We start from the raw sequence: 19,519 nt of genomic DNA on the forward strand, positions 1-19,519 counted from the left end.
GAACAACGGGAGACACCACATGCGCAAACTCATTCTGATCGCAGGGTTCGTCTTGGCATCCGCCGCCGCGCAGGCTGGCGAGCCGCGCAGCCTGTCGCTGGCAAGCGAGGCACCGTTGGTCGGAGCGCCCGCACCCGCCGTCGCCGCCGTACCTGTGGCGGAAACGCCGATGACGGCGGAAGCATCGCAGGCCGCCGAGGCGCCGAAATATGTTGAGCGGCCCGCGCCGGTCGAAACCAGCAGCCAGCCGTCCAAAACCGAGCAGCCGAACGCCGAACCGGCGAAGCCGGTCGCCGAAAAGACGGCGTCAGCGCCGAAGCCGGAAAAACCCCGGCGCAAGCACTACTGGACCGAATCGCGCATCATCGGCGAACTGCATCGGCACGGCATTTATTGGTAGGGCGGCGCGGCTGGAACTAGGTCCTCGTCATTGCGAGGAGCGAAGCGACGAAGATTCCATGGGGAGTGGATAGCGACCAGGTCTGAAGCCAGACTGAGGTTGCTGAGCCCTCAACCTGGAGACAACGATGTTGCTCGATCATCCTTCCGACGGACCGACCGCTATCCGCACGCAGTTTGGCGCAATTTTTGTGTCGTTGGAACTGAGTCGTTCGAATTGGCTGATAACGTCGCTTTCGCCTGGCAAAGGCGAGAAGATGTCCAAGCATAGCGTCACGGCCGGCGATGTTGCCGGCTTGATGAAGCTGTTCGCAGACCTCAGGCGCAAGGCGGAGGCCAGGACTGGCGAGAGCTATCCGATCATCACGATCCAGGAAGCTGGGCTGGACGGGTTCTGGCTGCACCGTGTTCTGCAACAGAACGGCATTGAGAGCCATGTGGTCGATCCCGCCTCGATCGCGACGCCGCGACGGCGCAGGCGGGTCAAGACGGACCGGCTTGACGGGGAGACGCTGCTGCGGGCGCTTCTCGCCTACAAGCGCGGCGAACCACGGGTCTGTGCGATGGTAGTTGCGCCCTCGCCTGAAGAGGAGGATCGGCGGCGGATTTGTCGCTAACGACGGACCTTGATCGCCGAGCGCATCACGCATGTGAACCGGATCAAGGGTCTTCTGTTCGCGCAGGGGATATCCGATTACGAGCCGCTGCGGCGCGATCGGCGGGCGCGGCTTGAGGCCTTGCGCACGGGCGACGGGCGGGAGCTGCCGGCGCATTTGAAGGCGCAGATCGGCCGCGAACTCGATCGGACCGAACTGCTTCTGGAACAGATCGAGGCGGTCGAGACCGAGCGGGATGCCCTGCTGGCGGCGGCGAGAAAGCCTGCAAGCGAAGAGGCCGCGCCGGACGCGGTCACGATGCTGCTCGCCTTGAAGGGAATGGGCGCCAACTTCGCTGCCGTACTCTGGTCGGAGGCGTTCTACCGGCAGTTCTCCAACCGCCGCCAGGTCGCCGCCTATGCGGGCCTTGCGGCGACGCCCTGGCAAAGCGGAGGCATCCGGCACGAGCAGGGCGTGTCGAAGGCCGGCAATCCAAGGCTGCGGACCACGATGATCCAGTTCGCCCGGCTCTGGATACGTCATCAGCCGCAGTCGGCCCTGACGCGCTGGTTCAAGGAGCGAAGCCCGCAAGGCCGCAAGCGCGCGATCGTGGCGCTGGCGCGCAAGCTTCTCGTGGCATTGTGGAAGTATGTCACCCAGGGCGTCGTCATCGAGGGGGCCGTGATGAAGCCCGCCGCCTGATCCTGGACCGCACCGAGCGGCGTGCTTCGCCGCCCGCGCGCGACGAAAGAACCATAACCCATCTGCCGAGGCCCGATCAGCCTCGGAAGATCCGGGTGGACGAACCGATGGATTGCATGGCTTCAAAACGCCGCAACGAAGAATGGCCTCGTCCTCTCGAGCCTGCCCGCCGCAAGCGGAATCCTGGTGCAGTCGCCTCGCGCGACGACCGAATGTGAGTTTGATCTGGCAAACAACCCAGATCGCCGAACCGGCTCGAACCTTGGATCGCAAATGCGAGGATTGCAGATGCCCTGACCGAACCGCCAACGCGAGGAGCCCCTATCGGTCCCGACCGACCAAGCATGATGGCGTGCTCGCTCAACTCAAGGCCAAGCCGCTGCGCGGCGGCCCTAAAGGGCCGGCCTTGACTTGATCTGCGCGCGCCATCCTGCACAGCCCGCGGTCGGGACGAAGAGGTGGCCGCAGTCGAACAAAAGGTGACTGCCAATCCTTGACACACACATTCCCCATGTGAGCAATCCAGAGCCGCGCATGTCGCTCTGGATTGCTTCGCTTCGCTCGCAATGACGCCCTCAACGAAGGCCGTATCTGTCAGGTGTCTTAATCCGTCACCGTCTGCACCACGCTGCCGACCGGGCGGCTGCTGGCGGTCGGCACCTTCATGTCCTTGACCAGCATCGCGTCATATTCCGGCAAGGTTTCGAGCGGGGTCTTGGCCTTCATCTGCACGACCTTGTAGCCGCCGGCCTTTAGGCGGCGCAGCAGCGTCGGCAAGGCAGCTGCGGTGTGCTTCTGCAAATCGTGCATCAGGATGATGCCCTTGCCCTGCTTGTCCAGCTTGGTCATGACGGTCTGGATGACATGGTCGGGACCACTGGATTTGAAGTCGTTGGAATCGACGTCACAGGAAAACATCGCGATATTCCGGTTGCCGAGATGTTCCGTCGTCGCCTGGGTATGGACCAGCGCCGGGAAGCGAAAGAACGGTGCGGGTGCCGAGCCCAGCGCCAGCTTCACGGCGCTAAAACCCTTCTCGATTTCGTCCATGGCCTGTTGTTCCGTCAGCTTCTTGCTGTCGAGATGCGCGTGCGACCAGGTATGCGCGCCGATGGTGTGACCGGCCGCGGCGACCTGGCGCAGGATTTCCGGATGATAGGTGGTGTGCAAGCCGATCGGGAAGAACACCGCCTTGGTGCATTCGTCCGCCAGCGCCTTGAGCACCGAAGGCGTCGTCGGCCACGGGCCGTCGTCGAAGGTCAGCACGACCTCCTTGTCGGCCAGAAAGTCAAACTGCTTGTATTGCAGGAAGCCGAAACCCGGTCCGCCCGTGGTGTCGATCACCACGGTACGGCTGACGCCGAGCGCATCGGGATTGGCGCAGGTCGATTTCGCGGGCGCCGGCGGAGGAGCGGGCGGAGCCGCCGGCTTCGACAGCGCGGCGGTGACCTCGACGTCATCCTTGGCGGCCAGTTTGGCCGCAGCCGGGGCGGGCTCGGCCGGTTTGGCGGCAACGGTCCGGGGCGGGCCCGCGTCGGCGCGCGGCGAAGAGGTCCAGAACCACACTCCGGCGATTACAACCGCCGCAACAACACTGGCCAGCATCAGGCCTAACGCATTACGCATCGCTACACTTTCCAGAAAACTAAGGGTATTTCGGCGACGGGTCATTAATGCGAACAAGGTCTTAACGCCGCACCAACGCCGGCTGGGGGGACCAACAAAATTTGGCTTCAGATTTGGCCTACGGCGACTAAGTGACGGACGTCACAGTCGGCAAAGCGAATGCGGCGCAAGGTCGGGACCATCAAACAACGGGCCCGCCCCCGGGGCCAATGGGAGCAATGACCGCCTTCTTCAGCAGCCATGTTCGCAAGGTTAGTTTAGCCCTGGTTTTCGTCGCCTCCCTGTCGGCGGTTTCGTCGACGTCGAGCTTTGCCTTCAGCGCGGAGGCGCAGCAGATGTGCACGGGCGACGCGTTCCGCCTGTGCAGTTCGGAAATTCCCAACATCCCGAAGATCACCGCCTGCATGATCAGGCAGCGCGCGAGCCTCTCCAGCGGGTGTCGCGTCGTGCTGGACCGCGATCTGGCCGCGCAGGGCCGCAAGGTCGCCGCGCAGTAAGTCTCGTTGCAGCGCTTGCGGCGATGCGACGCGGGTGCTCCCGCGCGCCAGCGGACTTAGGAACTGGCATCCGCGTTCGGCGTCGCCTCGCCACAAATGCATTGCGACGCCAATTTGGGCACTCTAGCTTTTTACTTTGACGCGTTTTCTTGACGCGAACCGGTTTCCACTTCGCTCGAAAACGCTCTAGAACGCCTGTGTAGCGTTCATTGATGAGTGTAAGGCATAGCAAGATGACCCGATTTCTTTTCGTCATTCCGCTGGTTCTGATGGCATCGGCGGCCTCGGCCCAGCAGCAGGGACATGACGCCTGCGCGCGCGACGTCTCGCGGTTTTGCCGGGCCCACATGCAGGACGGCGACAGCGTCGTGCTGGCGTGCCTGAAGGAGAACCGCCCCCGGCTCAGCAAGGCCTGCCAGAAGACCCTGGCCGAGCACGGGCAGTAATTCTCAACCCCCCGTCATTCCGGGATGCGCCACTTGGCGCAGGCCCGGAATCCATACTCACGATCGTGGTTATGGATTCCGGGTTCGCGCATACGCGCGCCCCGGAATGACGGGGGATAGATTTACGTGCTGCTGCCCGCAGCTGTCGCGACCGGCAATACTTCGTTCGCCGCGCGATCGGGCGTGTCTTCCTTCCAGCGCACCGAGCCGAACGGCCGCTCCAGCATGCGTCGCACGCGGATCGGATCCGGCCCGAGGTGAAAATCGATCGCGCGCTGATGCAGAGCGCGTTCAGACTGCGTCGCGCGATTGCGCTGGCGCAGATAATCCAGCCAGGTCGGACAGTGATAGCGCTCGGTCCATAATTCGGGATCGGCGATGTCGCGCGCGATCGACCAGCCATAGGCGCCGTTGCGCTGGCGGCTGAGCTGCACTTCCTGCATCACATTGTGGAACAGGCGGGCGTTGTCCGGCGCGACGCGGTATTCGATCTCGACCACCAGGGGCCCGCTGCGCCCGGTAAGCGACAGCCGTACCTCGGGATCGGCGAGCACCTCTGAGGCCGCCTCGTTGCGGGCGCCGACCGGCGGCATGCGCAGCCACAGCCCGAGCAGCGGCGAGAGGCCCATCAGCCCGGCGGAAACCAATAGCGCGGTTTCGACGCCGGTGAGGTCGGTGAGATGTCCCCAGCCCCAGCTGCCCAGCGCGATGCCGCCGGCGATCGACGCCTGGAATGCCGCCAGCGAGCGGCCCGCGACCCAGCGCGGCGCCGAGAGCTGCACGCCGATGTTGAACAAAGCTACCGCCAGCATCCACACCGCGCCGGCCAGCACCAAAGCTGCCGCGGTCAGGACCGGTTGCCGGCTCATCGCCACCGCCGCGATCGCGCCCGCCATCGACAGCGCGCAGGCGCGGACCGCGGCCTCGCCGCTGAGGCGTTTGCGCACTTCGGCGATGTTCAGCGCGCCGAGCACCGCGCCCATGCCGAAGGCCCCCAGCATGATGCCGTAGGTTTGCGCGCCGCCATGCAGCAGGTCGCGCGCAACCAGCGGCATCAGCGCCGAGACCGAGCCGCCGAGCAGGCCGGTGACCAGTGTTCGCGCCAGCACGGTGCGGATCGACGGCGAGTTGGCGATGTAGCGCACGCCCGAGACGATGGCGCGGTTGAGCCGTTCGCGCGGCAGGCGCGACGGTTCGCTGGTCCGGTTCCACATGAACAGCACGACCACCAGCGGCAGATAGAGCAGCGCATTCACCGCAAACGCCGCCACCGCACCGGCTGTTGCGACCACGATGCCGCCGATCGCGGGCCCGAAGCTCCGCGCGATGTTGTAGCTGATGCCGTTGAGGGCGACCGCGGACGGCAGCGTCTCCGCCGGCACCTGCTCGCTGACCGAGGCTTGCCAGGCCGGCCCGAACAGCGCCATGCCGCTGCCGACCACGAAACACAGTGCCAGCAGGATATTCGGGCTGATCAGGTTGAGCCACGCCAGCACCGTCAGCGCGGTCGCCCCGCTCAGCGCGACCGCCAGCGAGACCAGCGCCACGATGCGCCGGTCATGCATGTCGGCAATGGCGCCGGCCGGCATCGAGATCAGCATCACCGGCAGCATCAGCGCGGTCTGCACCAGCGCGACCTTGTCCGCCGAGGATGCCATTTGCGTCATCGCCCAGGCCGCGCCGACGCCCTGGATCAGAATCCCGAGGTTGGAGACCAGGCTGGCCAGCCAGATGCGTCGGAACACCGAATGGCGCAACGGTGCCATGATGCTGTCGGCGGCAAAAGGCGGGCGATTTGACGGTTCAGTCATATCCGGTTCCGTTTGACCTGCTAATGGCTGGCCGATGATTCCCGCGGTCCTCCAGTGATGCCCGCGAAAGTCCTGTTCTGTCCAGCCATTGTGCCCCTATCAGGTGGGCCAAGGCACAAGCTAAAGTACTGAAAAATAACGAGGGGTTACAAAATGAGCCTATCGCGGCGGACGATCCTCAGGAGCGCCGGTATCCTGCCTCTGGTGGCCGGGAACTTCAGCTTTCCGGTGCTGGCGCAGACGGCGCCGACCGCGCCTGCCGCCACGGAGGTTCCGCCTATTCTGCTCGTGCATGGCAATGGTGAGCAGGCAGCGCTGTGGATCACGACGCTGTGGCGGATGGAATCGAACGGTGTTCCGCGCGACCGGATGTTCGCGATCAATTTCGCCGATCCGCTGGCGCGCACCGACGACAAGGTCGAGCAAGCAAACCGTTCGTCGACCGAAGACCAGCGCCGCGAACTCGGTGACGCCATCAAGGAATTGAAGTCACGCACGGGTGCGTCGCGCATCGCGCTGGTCGGCAATTCGCGCGGCGGCTATCCGATCCGCAATTATATCAAGAACGGCGGCGGCGCCGACGTCAGTCACGCCGTGCTGTGCGGCGTTCCCAACCACGGCGTCTATGATTGGGACGAGGGTCTCGGCGGCGAGTTCAACGGCCGCGGCCCGTTCCTGCGCGGATTGAACGAGGGCGAAAGCGAAGTTACCCCGGGCACGGCGTTCCTCACCTTGCGCAGCGATGGCATCGACAAATATGCGCAAGCAGACGGCCGCTTCGTCGGTAAGCCGGGCACGCCGACCGGGATCACGTCGGAAGGCCCGGCGCTGAACGGCGCGACCAATCTCGTGCTGGGTGCGGTCGATCATCGCGAGACCGCTTATTCCCCGCGCGCGTTCCGCGAGGTCTACAAATTCATCGCCGGCCGCGAGCCGTCGCGCATCGAGATTGTGCCGGAAACGCAAGTCAAACTCAGCGGCCTCGTCACCGGCACGCCGGGCGGCGTCCAGACCAATCGCCCGGTGTTGGGTGCTTCGGTCGATGTGTTTCGTGTTTCCGCCGAGACCGGCGAACGGGTCGGCGGTCCGATCCACAGCTCAAAGACCGGCGCCGACGGCCACTGGGGCCCGGCGCAGGCCGATCCTACCTGGTATCTTGAAATCGAGCTGACATCGACGGGTTCGGTCACCACGCATTTCTATCGCTCGCCGTTTCCGCGCTCCTCCGACATCGTGCATCTGCGCGCCGCGCGCCCGCTCGGACCGGCTGATGCCGGCGCCGGTGCGGTGGTCCTGATGTCCCGGCCGCGCGGATATTTCGGGCTGCCGCGCGATGTGGTGCTGATCGACGGCAAGGAGCCTTCGGACGTGAAGCCGGGTGTGCCGACCGATTCGGTCACGACGCTGCGGCTTTCGGCGGCGGAGGCCGGCCGTCCCGTGGTGGCGCTGTTCAATGAGGAACGGATCGTGGCGCGGGCATGGCCGGCATCGGAGAACCGGATTGCGGTGGCCGAACTGACCTACTAGTTCTCCCTGAACCCCATGCCTTCATGGCGCCCGGACCGATGGCTGTGATAAAGTCCGAGCGAGGGACGTATGAGCATAGCCGAAGTCTTCGACATGCCGGTATCGCGCGCGCCGCTGGTGCCGCCGAGCCCGCCGCGTGCGCCCGACAACATGACTGCCTTCGGGCGGATGATGGCGATCCGCGAGAGCGCGATCGGCAGCTGGGGCCAGCGGGCCTATCAGGAGGACATCGTCCGCGGCCGCTTTTTCGGGCGCAGCAGTTTCATCCTCAACGCGCCGGATGCGATCCGGCATGTGCTGGTCGACAATTACGAGAATTACGCCCGCACCCCGGCGAGCATCCGGGTGTTGCGTCCGGTGCTCGGCGAAGGCCTGCTGATATCGGAAGGGCGCGCCTGGAAGCACCAGCGCCGAACGCTGGCGCCGGCCTTCACGCCACGCGCGGTCATGACGCTGGTGCCGCACATGCTGACAGCGACGGACGCGACGATCGCAAAGCTGAAGGCCGCCAGCAACGCGCCGGTGGATTTGCGCGCGGCGATGCAGCGGATGACGCTCGAGATTGCCGGACGCACGATGTTCTCGTTCGGAATGGATCGCCACGGCGCAGCCTTGCGTGATTTCGTCATGGAATATGGCGTAGGGCTGGCGAAGCCGCATGTTCTCGATCTGCTGTTGCCGCTTGGCTGGCCGAGTCCGCAGGATTTCGCCCGCGCCCGCTTCCGCAAGCGCTGGACGGCCTTCGTCGCCATGCTGATGGCCGAGCGCCGCGCCGCCGGCAAGAACGAGGGCGCGCCGCCGCGCGATCTGTTCGACCTGATGGGCGCCGCCCGCGATCCGGAGACCGGTGATGCCTTCAGCGACGAACAGCTTGGCGATCAGATCGCGACCATGATTCTCGCGGGTCACGAGACCACCGCGACCGCCCTGTTCTGGTCGCTGTATCTTCTGGCGCTCGATCCCGCCACCCAGGAAGAACTGGCGGCCGAGGTGCAGGGCGCAAGCGTGAACAGCGCGCTCGATATCGAGCGGCTGAAATTCACCCGCGCGGTGGTCGACGAGACCATGCGGCTTTATCCGCCGGCGTTCTTGATCGCGCGCTCGGCGGCTGGACCCGACACCATCGCCGGCATGCCGGTCAAGAAAGGCGATATCGTGCTGGTGGCGCCGTGGCTGCTGCACCGGCACGAAAAGCTGTGGCGCGATCCCGGCGCGTTCGTGCCGTCCCGCTTCATGACGGGTACGCCGCCCGACCGCTTTGCCTATCTGCCGTTCGGCGTCGGTGCTCGGGTCTGCATCGGCGCGCATTTCGCGCTCGTCGAAGCGACATTGGCGCTGGCCAAGATGATCGGCGCGTTCCGCGTCAGCCTGATCGACAGGGAACCCGTCATGCCGGTCGGCGTGGTGACGACGCAGCCCGATCGCTCGCCGATGTTTGCGATCACAGCCCGATAGGTATTGAGGGTTCGGGCGAAAGGCCTTGTTTTGTGGCTCCGGCAATCTCATCTAAGGTTCCGGCATGAGCGATATCCAGGCACAATTTTCGGTACTGAAGCAGACCGCGGATCCCGCGGTGGCGGATGCCATCCTGCAGCTGATCGAGCAGGGCAAGGACCACGAGCTCAATCGGGTCAACGTGCTGGATTTCTCCCGGCGAACCGGGCTCGACGAGGAACGGGTGATTTCCGGCTTTCTCCATGCCTCGCGGCTCGGTCTGTTCGAACTGACCTGGAATGTGCTGTGTCCGGGCTGCGGCGGCGTGCTCGATGCCCACTCGACGCTGAAGTCGCTGCGCCACGACGACTATCATTGCGGGCTGTGCGCCTGCGGCTATGAGGCTTCCGTCGACGAACAGGTCGAGGTCGCGTTCACCGTCAGTCCGCGGGTCCGGCGTATCGCGGCGCATGATCCGAACACGCTGCCGATCTGGGAATATTTCAAGCAGATATTCTGGAGTTCCGGCGTCGATTTTGACGAGGAGTCGTTCGCATCGCTCTCCAACGACGTCGTGCTTGACGCGCTCGAACTGCCGGCCGGCGAGAAGGCGGTGCTGTCGCTGCAGCTGCCGAAGGAATTCATCATCGTGTTCGAGCCGGTGACCCACTCGGCCCAATTCATCGATGTCCAGGGTGAGCCGACCAAGGAGCGTCAGCAATTGTCGCTGATGTACAACAGGATTGAGGCGCCGACCGGGACCATGACGATGCGGCCCGGCCCGTTGCGGCTGTCGCTCGACAACCAGGCCGGCGTGCGGGTGCTGCCGTCGGTGTTTGTAGCGGCGCAAGCGCTTCATCATCTGATCGGCAAGCGCAAGCCGTTCCTCACCGCCAAGCGGATGTTGACCAACCAGACGTTCCGGGACGTCTACAAGGCCGACAACCTCAACATCGACCAGCGGCTGAAGATCACCTCGCTGACGTTCCTGTTCACCGACCTGAAGGGATCGACGGCGCTTTACGAGCGGGTCGGCGATCTCGCCGCCTTCGATCTGGTGCGCGCGCATTTCCACGCGCTGCTGGAGATCATCTCATCGGAAAAAGGCGCGGTGGTCAAAACCATCGGCGATGCCGTGATGGCGACTTTCATCAGGCCCGAGCACGCGCTGGCGGCGGGGCTTCGGATGCGGGCCGCGATGACCGCGCTCAATGACGCGCGCGGCAAGGAGGATCTGATCGTCAAGATCGGAATTCACGAGGGCCCGTGTCTCGCGGTGATGCTCAACGAGCGGCAGGATTATTTCGGCCAGACGGTCAATATCGCAGCGCGGGTGCAGAGCCTGTCGACCTCGCAGGAGATCCACATCACCGGCCCGATCATCGACTCGCCTGCGGTGGCCACGATCCTGGAGCGGGAGGCGATCAAGCCGATCCAGAAGCAGGCGGCGTTGCGCGGCATCGCCGACAAGATCGTGGTGTACGAGATACCTTGAGAGATGTTCCGTCATTCCGGGTCTGGTGCTAAGCGCGCCCCGGAATGACAGCTACGACAGATTGCCGAAAGGTAATCAATCGGCATACCCGCGCCGATTGCGCCGGTCGATCTTCCGCGCCATATATCCGTGATCAAACCTCAATCGACAGAGACCTCGATGCTCGACGGACTTCGCCAATTCATTGCCGATATTGTCTCACCCGATGCGAATGGTGATCGCAGCTTCGACGACACCGATTTTCGTCTGGCCGCGACCGCACTCCTGGTCCACGTCGTCTCGCTCGACGGCGAGCCGACCGAGATCGAGAAGCGCAAGCTGCACGGCCTGATCGAAAGCCGCTTCAAGCTCGATCCCGGCGCCGCGGACAAGCTGATCGCGTCGGCGACCCGGATCGAAGGCGAGGCGGTCGATCTCTATCATTTCACGAGCGTCATCATGCGTTCGGTCAATGAAGAGGGCCGCTTGCGCATCGTCGAGATGATGTGGGAGCTGGTCTATGCCGACGGCCAGGTCAGCGAATTCGAGGACAATGTGGTCTGGCGCGCCGCCGACCTGCTCGGCGTATCCTCGCGCGACCGCATCGATCTCAAGCATCGGGTGGCGGAGAAGCAATCCACCCTGCCGAGAGGTCCCTGGGGCGTCGCAGACGCGGCAATCTGACACGCCTCTGATTGGGGGCTCTGTCGCCGAGCGTACTTTGTCACAGATGACGAAATTTTAATGTGCGGCGCAATACAGCGCCTTCGCGCGCGATTAGCCTGAAAATGTTGCATTTCAATTCGCTAATGCCGTTCGTTTGCATGCCGACATGCCCGCGGGTGGCTTGCGTCCCACTATGGGCCTATGCTCTCGTCCCGCGTTCGCGGCATCTCTGCAATTGATTTAAGAGCATTCAATCGTGACCGAGCGTGTGACGCTGATTACCGGTGCATCGGCGGGCATAGGCACCGAGCTGGCGCGCGTTTTCGCCTCCCATGGTCACCGCCTGGCGCTGGTGGCGCGGCGCGCGGATCGGCTGGCGACGTTGGCGGGAGAAATCACCGCCGCCGGTGGTGCTGCGCCGATTGTGATTCCCTGCGATCTCACGCAGCCCGACGCCTGTGACAAGATCGCGGAAGCCTTGAGCGCGGCCGGCGCAGACGTCGAGTATGTCGTCAACAATGCAGGCTTCGGCGTGTTCGGTATCGCGGTCAAACGCGACCGCGCCGAGCAGCTCAACATCATCACGGTCAACATCCGCGCGCTGACCGATCTGTCGCTGCGATTTTCCGATTCCCTGATCCGCAATCGCGGCGGCATCCTCAATGTCGGTTCGATCGCCGGCTTTCTGCCGGGGCCGGGAATGGCAGTGTATTACGCCTCCAAGGCCTATGTGCTGTCCTTCACCGAGGCGCTGCGCCGCGAGCTGGCCCCGCAGGGCGTGCGCGTGACCGTGTTGTGTCCGGGTCCTGTGCCGTCGGAATTTCAGGCCCGTGCCGGGTTCGTGCCCGGACTCGATTCGGCGATCCTGAGCGTTTCGTCGCGGGATGTCGCGCAGCAAGGCTACCGCGGGCTGATGGCCAACAAGCGGGCGGTGCTGCCGGGCCTTGGCATCAAGATTGTGCCGTTCCTGCTCCGCCTGTTCCCGCGCCGGTTCATTTTGGCGGTGGTGGGCCGCCTTCAGCTGGGTCGGCGCTGACAAATCCCGTCAAGGGCATATCTGGCCCGTGATTTGCTTCCAAATTTTAGATGGGTTCGCGTGAACTCACCTGAAATTAAGGATCACTTAGGTATGCTGGCAGCTTGCGTGCCGCCTACCTCGCGGGGTTCTTGGCAAAATCGATGTCGTTCCGGTCGAACCAAACCAATGTCGTACTGCCCTTCCCCGGGGGAAGGCCAATAGCGGTTACGCCGCCCTTGCTGCCGGTTTTGGTCGTCCTGCACCAGGAAACCTCCACGCCGGGCCGGGTCGGCAATGCCTTGCGCGCGCTCGGCTATTGCCTAGACATCAGGCGCCCGCGTTTTGGCGACCCGCTGCCGGAAACGCTGGACCGGCATGCCGGCGCGGTCATCTTCGGCGGCCCGATGAGCGCTAATGATGGCGATGATTACGTCCGCCGGGAAATCGACTGGATCGAGGTCCCCTTGCGCGAGCAGCGGCCGTTTCTCGGCATCTGCCTCGGCGCGCAGATGCTTGCCAAACAATTGGGCGCGCCGGTCGCACCGCATCCCGAAGGCCGCGTCGAAGTCGGATACTACCCGATCCGCCCGACGCGAGCCGGACATGTGCTCTGCCCGAACTGGCCGGACCGTGTCTATCACTGGCATGGCGAGGGCTTTGAACTGCCTGCCGGCTGCGAATTGCTCGCCGAGGGCGATGATTTTCCGGTACAGGCATTCCAGTCCGGCAATGCGTTCGGTCTCCAGTTTCACCCTGATGTGACCTACGCGATGATGCATCGCTGGACCACGCGCGGTTGCGTGCGGATGGATTCGCCGGGTGCCCGGCCGCGTCATCTTCACTTCGAAGATCGTGCCGTGCGCGACGTCGCCGAACGCGCATGGCTGAAGAATTTCATCGATGGCTGGCTCACGCGCATGCCGCGCGTGATCATGTCGGAAGCCGCCGAATAGCCGCCGCACGGAATATCGCAGCCGCTTCAATCGCCTTTCCAAATTCAGAGATGTGATAGTCTGCACACGCAAGCCCGCATCGGTACAAGCGGGTGAACGGGAGGCGACATGACCGGCGATGAATTCGCGCGGCTATTGAATGATTTCACGCGCTCGGCGGAATCCGGCGACGGCGCGCGCTTTGCCAATCATTTCACCGAAGATGCGGTTTATCACGACTACATCTATGGCCCTCATAAAGGCCGCGCCGACATCGCGCATATGATGCAGGATCTGTTTCATCGCGATGCCACCGATTATCGCTGGGGAATGTTCGACCCTGTGTTCGACGGCCGCCAGGGCTATGCCTGGTCGCTGTCGAGTTTCACCTCGACCATTCCGCAGTTCAAAGGCCGGCATGTGGTGATCGACGGCATCAGCCGCTTCATCGTGCGGGACGGCCTGATTGCCGAATACCGGGAATCCGTCAACGGCGGGGTTGCGATGGCGCAGCTCGGCGTCGAGCCGGAGCGGATGACCAAAGTGTTCAGGCGCTGGACCGGATGGCTCAAGGAGCGGCCGGAAACGAAAAACTATCTGGCGCGGCCGAAAGGTTCGCGCGCGAAAAATCAATAACAGAAAATGTAACGGGAGGTCGCGGTGGACTATCAGCATATTCTCTACGAGGTCAGCGACAGGATCGCGACCATTACGCTCAACCGGCCCGACCGCATGAACGCCTGGACCGCGATCATGGAGCGCGATGTGCGCCACGCGATGGAGGCCGCCGCCGGCAATGACGATGTGCGCGTCATCGTGCTGACCGGTGCGGGCGGCGCCTTCTGCGCCGGCGCCGATATGGAAGGGTTGAAGGCGATCGACCCCAACGAGATCAGGCGCGGCGAAAGCACGCCGTCGTTCGACATGAACCGCCGGCCGGACTGGCAGACCCGTTACGCCTATTATCCGGCGATCCCGAAGCCGGTGATCGGCATGCTGAACGGCGCCACCGCCGGCATCGGGCTGGTCCATGCACTCTATTGCGACCTGCGTTTTGCCGCCGACAACACCGTGTTCACTACCGCGTTCTCGCGCCGCGGCCTGATCGCCGAACACGGCATCAGCTGGATGCTGCCGCACATCATCGGCCACGCCAACGCGCTCGATCTCCTGATGTCGGCGCGGCGGGTTTATAGTGACGAGGCGCTGCGCATCGGTCTGGTCAACCGGATCTATCCGCCGGACCAGTTGCGCGAGCAGACCTATGCCTATGCGCGCGATCTGGCCGATTTCGTCTCGCCCAGCGCGATCTCGGTGATCAAGCGCCAGCTCTACGACGTGCCGTTCCAGACGCTGGCGGAAGCGACCATCGACGCCAACCGGGAAATGCAGGTGGCGCTGAAGGGCAGCGATTTCAGGGAGGGGGTGGCAAGCTTCATGGAGAAGCGGCCGCCGCGATTTACGGGGAAGTGAGGGGGGAGTTCTCTAAAGCCCGTCTTCGCCCTGCGGGCTTCGCCGGGCACCACGCTTCGTCCTTCGGGCTACACGCGGCTGCGCCACGCGTAGCCCGAAGGGCGAAGCGTGGTGGAGCCAGGCGGGATCGAACCGCCGACCTCGTCATTGCGAACGACGCGCTCTCCCAGCTGAGCTATGGCCCCGTCGCGGCCGGTTCGTAACGTGAATCCGGCCGACAATCGGCGCCATTTACAGTCCGCCCCAAGGTCAAGTCAAGAACGGTGAAAGAGCCGTTTTAGGCGTCTTTGGCCGGGAACTTCCCTTGTTTGCGGGGGGATGAACCGATATCTAGCAGCTGTACCCCTCCTGCGAGCCCCCCTCACATGCGCGCTGTCCTCGACATCGTCCTCATCGTCCTCGACCTCTATGTCTGGTTATTGATCGCCTCCGCCATCCTGTCCTGGCTGATCGCGTTCAATGTCGTGAATACGCGCAACCAGTTCGTCTCGGCGGTCGCTGAATTCCTGTATCGGATCACGGAACCGGTGCTGGCGCCGATCCGCCGGATCATGCCCAATCTGGGTGGGCTCGATATCTCGCCGATCATTGCCATCCTGATCATCATGTTTATCCAGCGGGTGATCACCTATTACATCTATCCCAGCGTGTTCTGATCGGAGTAGCGGCACCTGACAGATCCTTGGCGATATTCCACCGAGGGCATCAGTGTCGCATTGCGCGTGACGCCGCGCGGCGGCCGGGACGACATCGATGGGATCGAGACGCTCGCCAATGGCCGGATCGTGCTCAAGGTGCGCGTCCGTGCCATTGCCGATGGCGGCGAGGCCAACCGTGCGGTCACGGAGCTGTTGGCCAAGGCACTCGGCGTGCCCAAGGCCAGGGTGAAGATCTTGTCCGGCGTGACGTCGCGGCTGAAGCAGGTCGCGGTCGACGGCGATCCAAAACTGCTTGGCGAGACTTTACGAAAACTGACCTCGGCCAAGGCGGATTAGTGCGCTTGAGAGCAAACGAAGGATTGAAATGACGGCCCGCATCATCGATGGAAAGGTCATTGCATCCGAACTTCGCGCCCGCGTGGCGGACGAGGTCGCCCGCGTCAAGCGCGAGCATCAGCTAAGCCCGGGTCTCGCCGTGGTGCTGGTCGGAAACGACCCCGCCAGCGAGGTCTATGTCCGCAGCAAGCACAAGCAGACGCAGGAAGCCGGCATGGCTTCCTTCGAGCACAAGCTGCCGGCGGACGTCGCAGAGGCCGATCTGCTGGCGCTGATCGCGCGGCTGAACCGCGATCCCCTGGTACACGGCATCCTGGTGCAATTGCCGCTGCCGAAATCGCTGCATACCGAAACCATCATGAATGCCATCGATCCCGCCAAGGACGTCGATGGGCTGCATCCACACAACGCCGGCCGGCTTGCCGGCGGTTTTGCCGCACTGTCGCCGTGCACGCCGCTCGGCTGCATCATCCTGACCAAGAGCGTGCATGCCTCGCTGGAAGGGCTCGACGCCATCGTCATCGGCCGCTCCAATCTGGTCGGCCGTCCGCTGGTGCAATTGCTGCTGAACGAACACGCCACGGTGAAGATCGCGCATTCGCGCTCGCGGGACCTCGCAAAACTCTGCGCCCGCGCCGACCTGGTCTATGCCGCCGTCGGCAAGCCGGAGATGGTGCGCGGCGACTGGATCAAGCCCGGTGCCACCGTGATCGACGTCGGCATCAACCGGATGCCGGCCGCCGACGGCAAGACAAGGCTGGTCGGCGATGTCGCCTTCCAGGAAGCGCTCCACGTCGCCGGCGCGATCACGCCGGTGCCCGGCGGTGTCGGGCAAATGACGGTCGCGTGCCTGTTGGTGAATACCCTGCGCGCGGCGTGCGCGATTCGCGGGCTGCCGAAGCCGGGGGTGTGAGGCTCAACCCAATTCTCACAGCGTCATTGCGAGGAGCGAAGCGATGAAGCAATCCATTCTTTCCTCGTGTTGCGGCATGGATTGCTTCGCTTCGCTCGCAATGACGGAAGAGGAGACTACCCCGCACTATTCTCGATCAGCCGCCGGTAGAACCGGATTATGTCGGCATAGCCCTCGATGCTGAGGCGCTCGTTGGTGCCGTGAAACCGCTTCAGGTCGTCGGCGTTCGCACGCACCGGCGAGAAGCGGAAAATCCTGTCGGTGATACCGACATAGTGGCGCGAGTCGGTCGCGGCGATCATCAGGCCGGGGGCGACGATGACGTCGGGATAGATCTCGCGAATGGTCTTGTTGAGCATCTGATAGGACGGGCTCGCGGTCGCCGTCACCGGCGGCGGATCGGTATTGCCGGCGAATGGCGCGATCGAAATGCGATCGTTGTCGATCGTGTCGCGGACGTGATCGATCACGCTCCCTTGCGTATCGCCCGGGATCAAACGGAAATTGACTGACGCCGCGGCATTGCCCGGCAGCACATTGTCCTTGTCGCCGGCGTTGAAGATCGTCAGCGCCGTGGTGGTGCGGATCATCGCTTCCGTCGGCCCGCTCTTTTCGAATTCGCGCAGCAACAGCGGCTTGAACAGCCAGAGATTCGACAGCACCACGCGGTTGAAGCCGCTCATCTCCGGCGCCAGCGTATCGAACATTTCCGCGACCGTGCCGCGGATCTGCATCGGCAGGCGATGGTCTTCCAGCCGCGCCAGCGCCGCGCTCATCATGCCGATCGCGGTCTGGCGCGGCGGCATCGACGAATGCCCGGGGTGGCATGCGCCGTCAAAACCAGCGTGGCGTAGCCCTTCTCGGCGACGCCGATCAGCGCAGCCGGCTTTTCAAGGCCCTTCATGATGCCTTCGGTGATCAGGAGCCCCTCGTCGATCACGAAATCGAGTTTCACGCCGCGCGACGCCAGCAGGGCGGCGATGTTTTTGGCGCCGGCGGTGCCGGCGGTTTCCTCGTCATGGCCGAACGCGAAATAGATCGTCCGCTTCGGCCGAAATCCCTCTCTCGCCATCGCCTCGGCGGCTTCCAGCATCGAATAGAGGTTGCTCTTGTCGTCCAAGGAGCCGCGGCCCCAGATGAAACCGTCGGCGATGACGCCGTCATAGGGCGGTTGCTGCCAGTCCTTGTCGGTGCCCGGTGCGACCGGCACCACGTCCTGATGCGCCAGCAGCGCGATCCGCTGCGCCTTTGGGTTTGAAGCATTGGGGTCCGAACCCTCCCAGCTGTAGAGCAGGCTGTAATCGGCCACGATCTCGCGTTTCGCCGCGGCATGGAACGCCGGAAAGCTCTTTCCGATATGCGCCTGCATGCCGCGCAGCGCCTCGGCGTGCTGATCGGGCTTTTCGTAACTCGAAATGGTTTTGAAGCGGATCGCTTCGGCGAGCCGCGTTGCGGCGGCCTGTGCGTCGACCGCGGCGCGCGGCACCGCCGCGACCCGCATCTGCCGCGAGCCATGGCTGACGACGTTGAAGGCCAGCACGGCCGCGAGGATGATGATCGAAGCGATTGCGAGCAGCAGGATGTTGCGGATGATCTTGATCAGCCGGCGCATGGATATCCCCTTCGTCATGGCCGGGCATAGCCGTCTGAAGGACGGCGTCGCTTCCGCTCGCCTATGACCCGGCCATCCACGTCTTTCTTGCTAGATGCTATTAAAGACGTGGATGCCCGGCACAAGGCAGCACAAGGCCGGGCATGACGAGACTCGCGGTAAGGGCGCTATCTATTCGCTAAACTTACTTCGCCTTCGCCCGCGCGATGCCTTCCATGATCAGTTTGCGCGCGTCGTCGGCGTCGCCCCAGCGCAGCACCTTGACCCATTTGCCGGGTTCGAGATCCTTGTAATGTTCGAAGAAGTGCTGGATCTGCTGCAGCGTGATGTCGGGCAGGTCGTTGTAGTTCTTCACCTTGTCATAGCGCTGGGTGAGTTTTGACGACGGCACCGCGATGATCTTCTCGTCGCCGCCGGCCTCGTCTTCCATCAGCAGCACGCCGACCGGCCGCACGCTCATCACCGCACCCGGCACGATGGCGCGGGTATTGGCGACCAGCACGTCGCAGGGGTCGCCGTCGCCCGACAGGGTGTGCGGGATGAAGCCGTAATTGCCTGGATAGCGCATCGCCGTATAGAGGAAGCGGTCGACCACCAGCGTGCCGGCCTCCTTGTCCATTTCGTATTTGATCGGCTCGCCGCCGACCGGCACTTCGATGATGACATTGACGTCGTGCGGAGGACTTTTTCCGATCGAGATGGCGTCAATACGCATGAACTGCTCCGCGGGGCGTTAGAATAAAATCGTGCGACGGGATACAGCACGAGGCGAGACCGGTTTAGACCGGCCGCTAGCGCGCGAAAAGCCCAGATTCTAGTTGGTCCAGGCGAAGGCGACCTTGTCGAGCGATTTCGGCCCGAACTTCTCCGAAGAGCGCGCAACCATGCGGCCGCCGAGCGCGCGATAGAACGCGGTCGCCGGATCGTTGTCGGAAAGCGCCCAGATCACCATGCTCTTCAGGCCGCTCTGGACCAGATCGCGCCGTGCAGCGGTGAAGAGGCGGCGGCCAAAGCCGAGGCCCTGGAACTCCGGCCGCAGATAGAGTTCGTAAATCTCGCCTTCGAAGTGCAGGCTGCGGGCGCGGTTGCGGCCGTAATTGGCATAGCCTGCGACCTTGTCGCCGAACACCAGCACGCTGACGCGGCTGCCTTTGCGGATCGCGCTGTCCCACCATTGCGGGCCACGGCGGTTGATCAGCTTTTCAAGTTCGGCGCCGGGAATGATGCCCTGATAGGCGGAACGCCAGGCTTCGTCATGGGTAGACGCCACCGCGGCTGCATCCGCAGCTTTGGCCGGTCGAACCTCGATCAGGGTTGTGCTCATGACCCAATCAAAGCAAGTCAGCGCGCGGTCTTCAAGGTCCATCCTTAATTATCGGTTAACCTGTGGATTTTCTG

General features: G+C 63.7%; 18 protein-coding genes, 1 tRNA gene and 2 pseudogenes. 15 read left to right on the forward strand and 6 right to left on the reverse strand.

Annotated elements, in window-relative coordinates:
• Positions 1-19: 19 nt before the first annotated feature.
• Positions 20-400, forward strand: coding sequence for a hypothetical protein (locus V1289_RS21090; RefSeq protein ID WP_334398667.1), 381 nt, complete (start codon positions 20-22; stop codon positions 398-400).
• Between the two features lie 127 nt (positions 401-527).
• Positions 528-1,697 (forward strand): annotated as a pseudogene (locus V1289_RS21095) (IS110 family transposase).
• Positions 1,698-2,300: 603 nt separating this feature from the next.
• Here the strand turns inward: V1289_RS21095 and V1289_RS21100 are convergent.
• Complete coding sequence (locus V1289_RS21100) at positions 2,301-3,323, reverse strand: polysaccharide deacetylase family protein (protein WP_334398668.1); 1,023 nt, start codon at positions 3,321-3,323, stop codon at positions 2,301-2,303.
• A 218-nt stretch (positions 3,324-3,541) separates the two neighbouring features.
• On the opposite strand from V1289_RS21100, the gene V1289_RS21105 reads away from it, so the two are divergent.
• Both V1289_RS21105 and V1289_RS21110 read left to right on the forward strand, forming a co-directional pair.
• Positions 3,542-3,820 carry a hypothetical protein gene (locus V1289_RS21105; protein WP_334398669.1) on the forward strand — a complete coding sequence of 93 codons (279 nt, stop codon included), beginning with the start codon at positions 3,542-3,544 and terminating at the stop codon, positions 3,818-3,820.
• Positions 3,821-4,053: 233 nt separating this feature from the next.
• Positions 4,054-4,266, forward strand: coding sequence for a cysteine rich repeat-containing protein (locus V1289_RS21110; protein ID WP_074272020.1), 213 nt, complete (start codon positions 4,054-4,056; stop codon positions 4,264-4,266).
• A 122-nt stretch (positions 4,267-4,388) separates the two neighbouring features.
• Here the strand turns inward: V1289_RS21110 and V1289_RS21115 are convergent, their stop codons facing one another.
• Complete coding sequence (locus V1289_RS21115) at positions 4,389-6,077, reverse strand: MFS transporter (RefSeq protein ID WP_334398670.1); 1,689 nt, start codon at positions 6,075-6,077, stop codon at positions 4,389-4,391.
• A 153-nt stretch (positions 6,078-6,230) separates the two neighbouring features.
• On the opposite strand from V1289_RS21115, the gene V1289_RS21120 reads away from it, so the two are divergent.
• The 8 genes from V1289_RS21120 (at position 6,231) to V1289_RS21155 (ending at position 14,601) form a co-directional block, all read left to right on the forward strand.
• On the forward strand, positions 6,231-7,604 hold the full coding sequence (locus tag V1289_RS21120; RefSeq protein WP_334398671.1) for a hydrolase: 1,374 nt from the start codon (positions 6,231-6,233) through the stop codon (positions 7,602-7,604).
• A gap of 69 nt (positions 7,605-7,673) precedes the next feature.
• Positions 7,674-9,059: a cytochrome P450 gene (locus V1289_RS21125; protein WP_334398672.1), complete on the forward strand. Its 1,386-nt coding sequence runs from the start codon at positions 7,674-7,676 to the stop codon at positions 9,057-9,059.
• A gap of 64 nt (positions 9,060-9,123) precedes the next feature.
• On the forward strand, positions 9,124-10,533 hold the full coding sequence (locus V1289_RS21130) for an adenylate/guanylate cyclase domain-containing protein (RefSeq protein WP_334398673.1): 1,410 nt from the start codon (positions 9,124-9,126) through the stop codon (positions 10,531-10,533).
• A 159-nt stretch (positions 10,534-10,692) separates the two neighbouring features.
• On the forward strand, positions 10,693-11,196 hold the full coding sequence (locus V1289_RS21135) for a tellurite resistance TerB family protein (protein ID WP_334398674.1): 504 nt from the start codon (positions 10,693-10,695) through the stop codon (positions 11,194-11,196).
• A 238-nt stretch (positions 11,197-11,434) separates the two neighbouring features.
• Positions 11,435-12,214: an SDR family NAD(P)-dependent oxidoreductase gene (locus V1289_RS21140; protein WP_334398675.1), complete on the forward strand. Its 780-nt coding sequence runs from the start codon at positions 11,435-11,437 to the stop codon at positions 12,212-12,214.
• Between the two features lie 143 nt (positions 12,215-12,357).
• Positions 12,358-13,149, forward strand: coding sequence for a glutamine amidotransferase (locus V1289_RS21145; protein ID WP_334398676.1), 792 nt, complete (start codon positions 12,358-12,360; stop codon positions 13,147-13,149).
• Between the two features lie 108 nt (positions 13,150-13,257).
• Positions 13,258-13,764: a nuclear transport factor 2 family protein gene (locus V1289_RS21150; RefSeq protein ID WP_334398677.1), complete on the forward strand. Its 507-nt coding sequence runs from the start codon at positions 13,258-13,260 to the stop codon at positions 13,762-13,764.
• A gap of 24 nt (positions 13,765-13,788) precedes the next feature.
• Positions 13,789-14,601 (forward strand): enoyl-CoA hydratase, encoded by an 813-nt coding sequence (locus V1289_RS21155; protein WP_334398678.1) that lies wholly within the window; start codon positions 13,789-13,791, stop codon positions 14,599-14,601.
• Positions 14,602-14,710: 109 nt separating this feature from the next.
• Here V1289_RS21155 and V1289_RS21160 read toward each other — a convergent pair.
• Positions 14,711-14,786, reverse strand: a tRNA-Ala gene (locus V1289_RS21160).
• A gap of 180 nt (positions 14,787-14,966) precedes the next feature.
• Between V1289_RS21160 and V1289_RS21165 the strand changes: the two genes are divergently transcribed.
• Genes V1289_RS21165 through folD form a run of 3 tightly spaced genes read left to right on the forward strand, consistent with a single transcriptional unit; the run spans position 14,967 to position 16,509 of the window.
• Positions 14,967-15,257 carry a YggT family protein gene (locus tag V1289_RS21165; RefSeq protein WP_334398679.1) on the forward strand — a complete coding sequence of 97 codons (291 nt, stop codon included), beginning with the start codon at positions 14,967-14,969 and terminating at the stop codon, positions 15,255-15,257.
• 15 nt (positions 15,258-15,272) lie between these two features.
• On the forward strand, positions 15,273-15,596 hold the full coding sequence (locus V1289_RS21170) for a DUF167 domain-containing protein (RefSeq protein WP_334407585.1): 324 nt from the start codon (positions 15,273-15,275) through the stop codon (positions 15,594-15,596).
• 28 nt (positions 15,597-15,624) lie between these two features.
• Positions 15,625-16,509 carry a bifunctional methylenetetrahydrofolate dehydrogenase/methenyltetrahydrofolate cyclohydrolase FolD gene (gene folD / locus V1289_RS21175; protein ID WP_334398680.1) on the forward strand — a complete coding sequence of 295 codons (885 nt, stop codon included), beginning with the start codon at positions 15,625-15,627 and terminating at the stop codon, positions 16,507-16,509.
• 116 nt (positions 16,510-16,625) lie between these two features.
• On the opposite strand, the pseudogene V1289_RS21180 reads toward folD, so the two are convergent.
• The 3 genes and pseudogenes from V1289_RS21180 to V1289_RS21190 form a co-directional block, all read right to left on the reverse strand.
• Positions 16,626-18,121 (reverse strand): annotated as a pseudogene (locus tag V1289_RS21180) (M20 family peptidase).
• 184 nt (positions 18,122-18,305) lie between these two features.
• Complete coding sequence (ppa, locus tag V1289_RS21185; protein WP_334398681.1) at positions 18,306-18,836, reverse strand: inorganic diphosphatase; 531 nt, start codon at positions 18,834-18,836, stop codon at positions 18,306-18,308.
• A gap of 99 nt (positions 18,837-18,935) precedes the next feature.
• Positions 18,936-19,445 (reverse strand): GNAT family N-acetyltransferase, encoded by a 510-nt coding sequence (locus V1289_RS21190; protein ID WP_309181016.1) that lies wholly within the window; start codon positions 19,443-19,445, stop codon positions 18,936-18,938.
• Between the last annotated feature and the right edge of the window lie 74 nt (positions 19,446-19,519).

The sequence above is a fragment of the Bradyrhizobium sp. AZCC 2289 genome (assembly GCF_036924615.1).
In the GTDB taxonomy this organism is placed as follows: Bacteria; Pseudomonadota; Alphaproteobacteria; order Rhizobiales; family Xanthobacteraceae; genus Bradyrhizobium.

What these genes read in the sequence shown, in the direction of transcription:
- V1289_RS21090 (WP_334398667.1), top strand. Translation starts at nt 20, where the DNA reads ATGCGCAAACTCATTCTGATCGCAGGGTTCGTCTTGGCATCCGCCGCC.
- V1289_RS21100 (WP_334398668.1), bottom strand. Translation starts at nt 3,323, where the DNA reads ATGCGTAATGCGTTAGGCCTGATGCTGGCCAGTGTTGTTGCGGCGGTT.
- V1289_RS21105 (WP_334398669.1), top strand. Translation starts at nt 3,542, where the DNA reads ATGACCGCCTTCTTCAGCAGCCATGTTCGCAAGGTTAGTTTAGCCCTG.
- V1289_RS21110 (WP_074272020.1), top strand. Translation starts at nt 4,054, where the DNA reads ATGACCCGATTTCTTTTCGTCATTCCGCTGGTTCTGATGGCATCGGCG.
- V1289_RS21115 (WP_334398670.1), bottom strand. Translation starts at nt 6,077, where the DNA reads ATGACTGAACCGTCAAATCGCCCGCCTTTTGCCGCCGACAGCATCATG.
- V1289_RS21120 (WP_334398671.1), top strand. Translation starts at nt 6,231, where the DNA reads ATGAGCCTATCGCGGCGGACGATCCTCAGGAGCGCCGGTATCCTGCCT.
- V1289_RS21125 (WP_334398672.1), top strand. Translation starts at nt 7,674, where the DNA reads ATGAGCATAGCCGAAGTCTTCGACATGCCGGTATCGCGCGCGCCGCTG.
- V1289_RS21130 (WP_334398673.1), top strand. Translation starts at nt 9,124, where the DNA reads ATGAGCGATATCCAGGCACAATTTTCGGTACTGAAGCAGACCGCGGAT.
- V1289_RS21135 (WP_334398674.1), top strand. Translation starts at nt 10,693, where the DNA reads ATGCTCGACGGACTTCGCCAATTCATTGCCGATATTGTCTCACCCGAT.
- V1289_RS21145 (WP_334398676.1), top strand. Translation starts at nt 12,358, where the DNA reads ATGTCGTTCCGGTCGAACCAAACCAATGTCGTACTGCCCTTCCCCGGG.
- V1289_RS21150 (WP_334398677.1), top strand. Translation starts at nt 13,258, where the DNA reads ATGACCGGCGATGAATTCGCGCGGCTATTGAATGATTTCACGCGCTCG.
- V1289_RS21165 (WP_334398679.1), top strand. Translation starts at nt 14,967, where the DNA reads ATGCGCGCTGTCCTCGACATCGTCCTCATCGTCCTCGACCTCTATGTC.
- folD (WP_334398680.1), top strand. Translation starts at nt 15,625, where the DNA reads ATGACGGCCCGCATCATCGATGGAAAGGTCATTGCATCCGAACTTCGC.
- ppa (WP_334398681.1), bottom strand. Translation starts at nt 18,836, where the DNA reads ATGCGTATTGACGCCATCTCGATCGGAAAAAGTCCTCCGCACGACGTC.
- V1289_RS21190 (WP_309181016.1), bottom strand. Translation starts at nt 19,445, where the DNA reads ATGAGCACAACCCTGATCGAGGTTCGACCGGCCAAAGCTGCGGATGCA.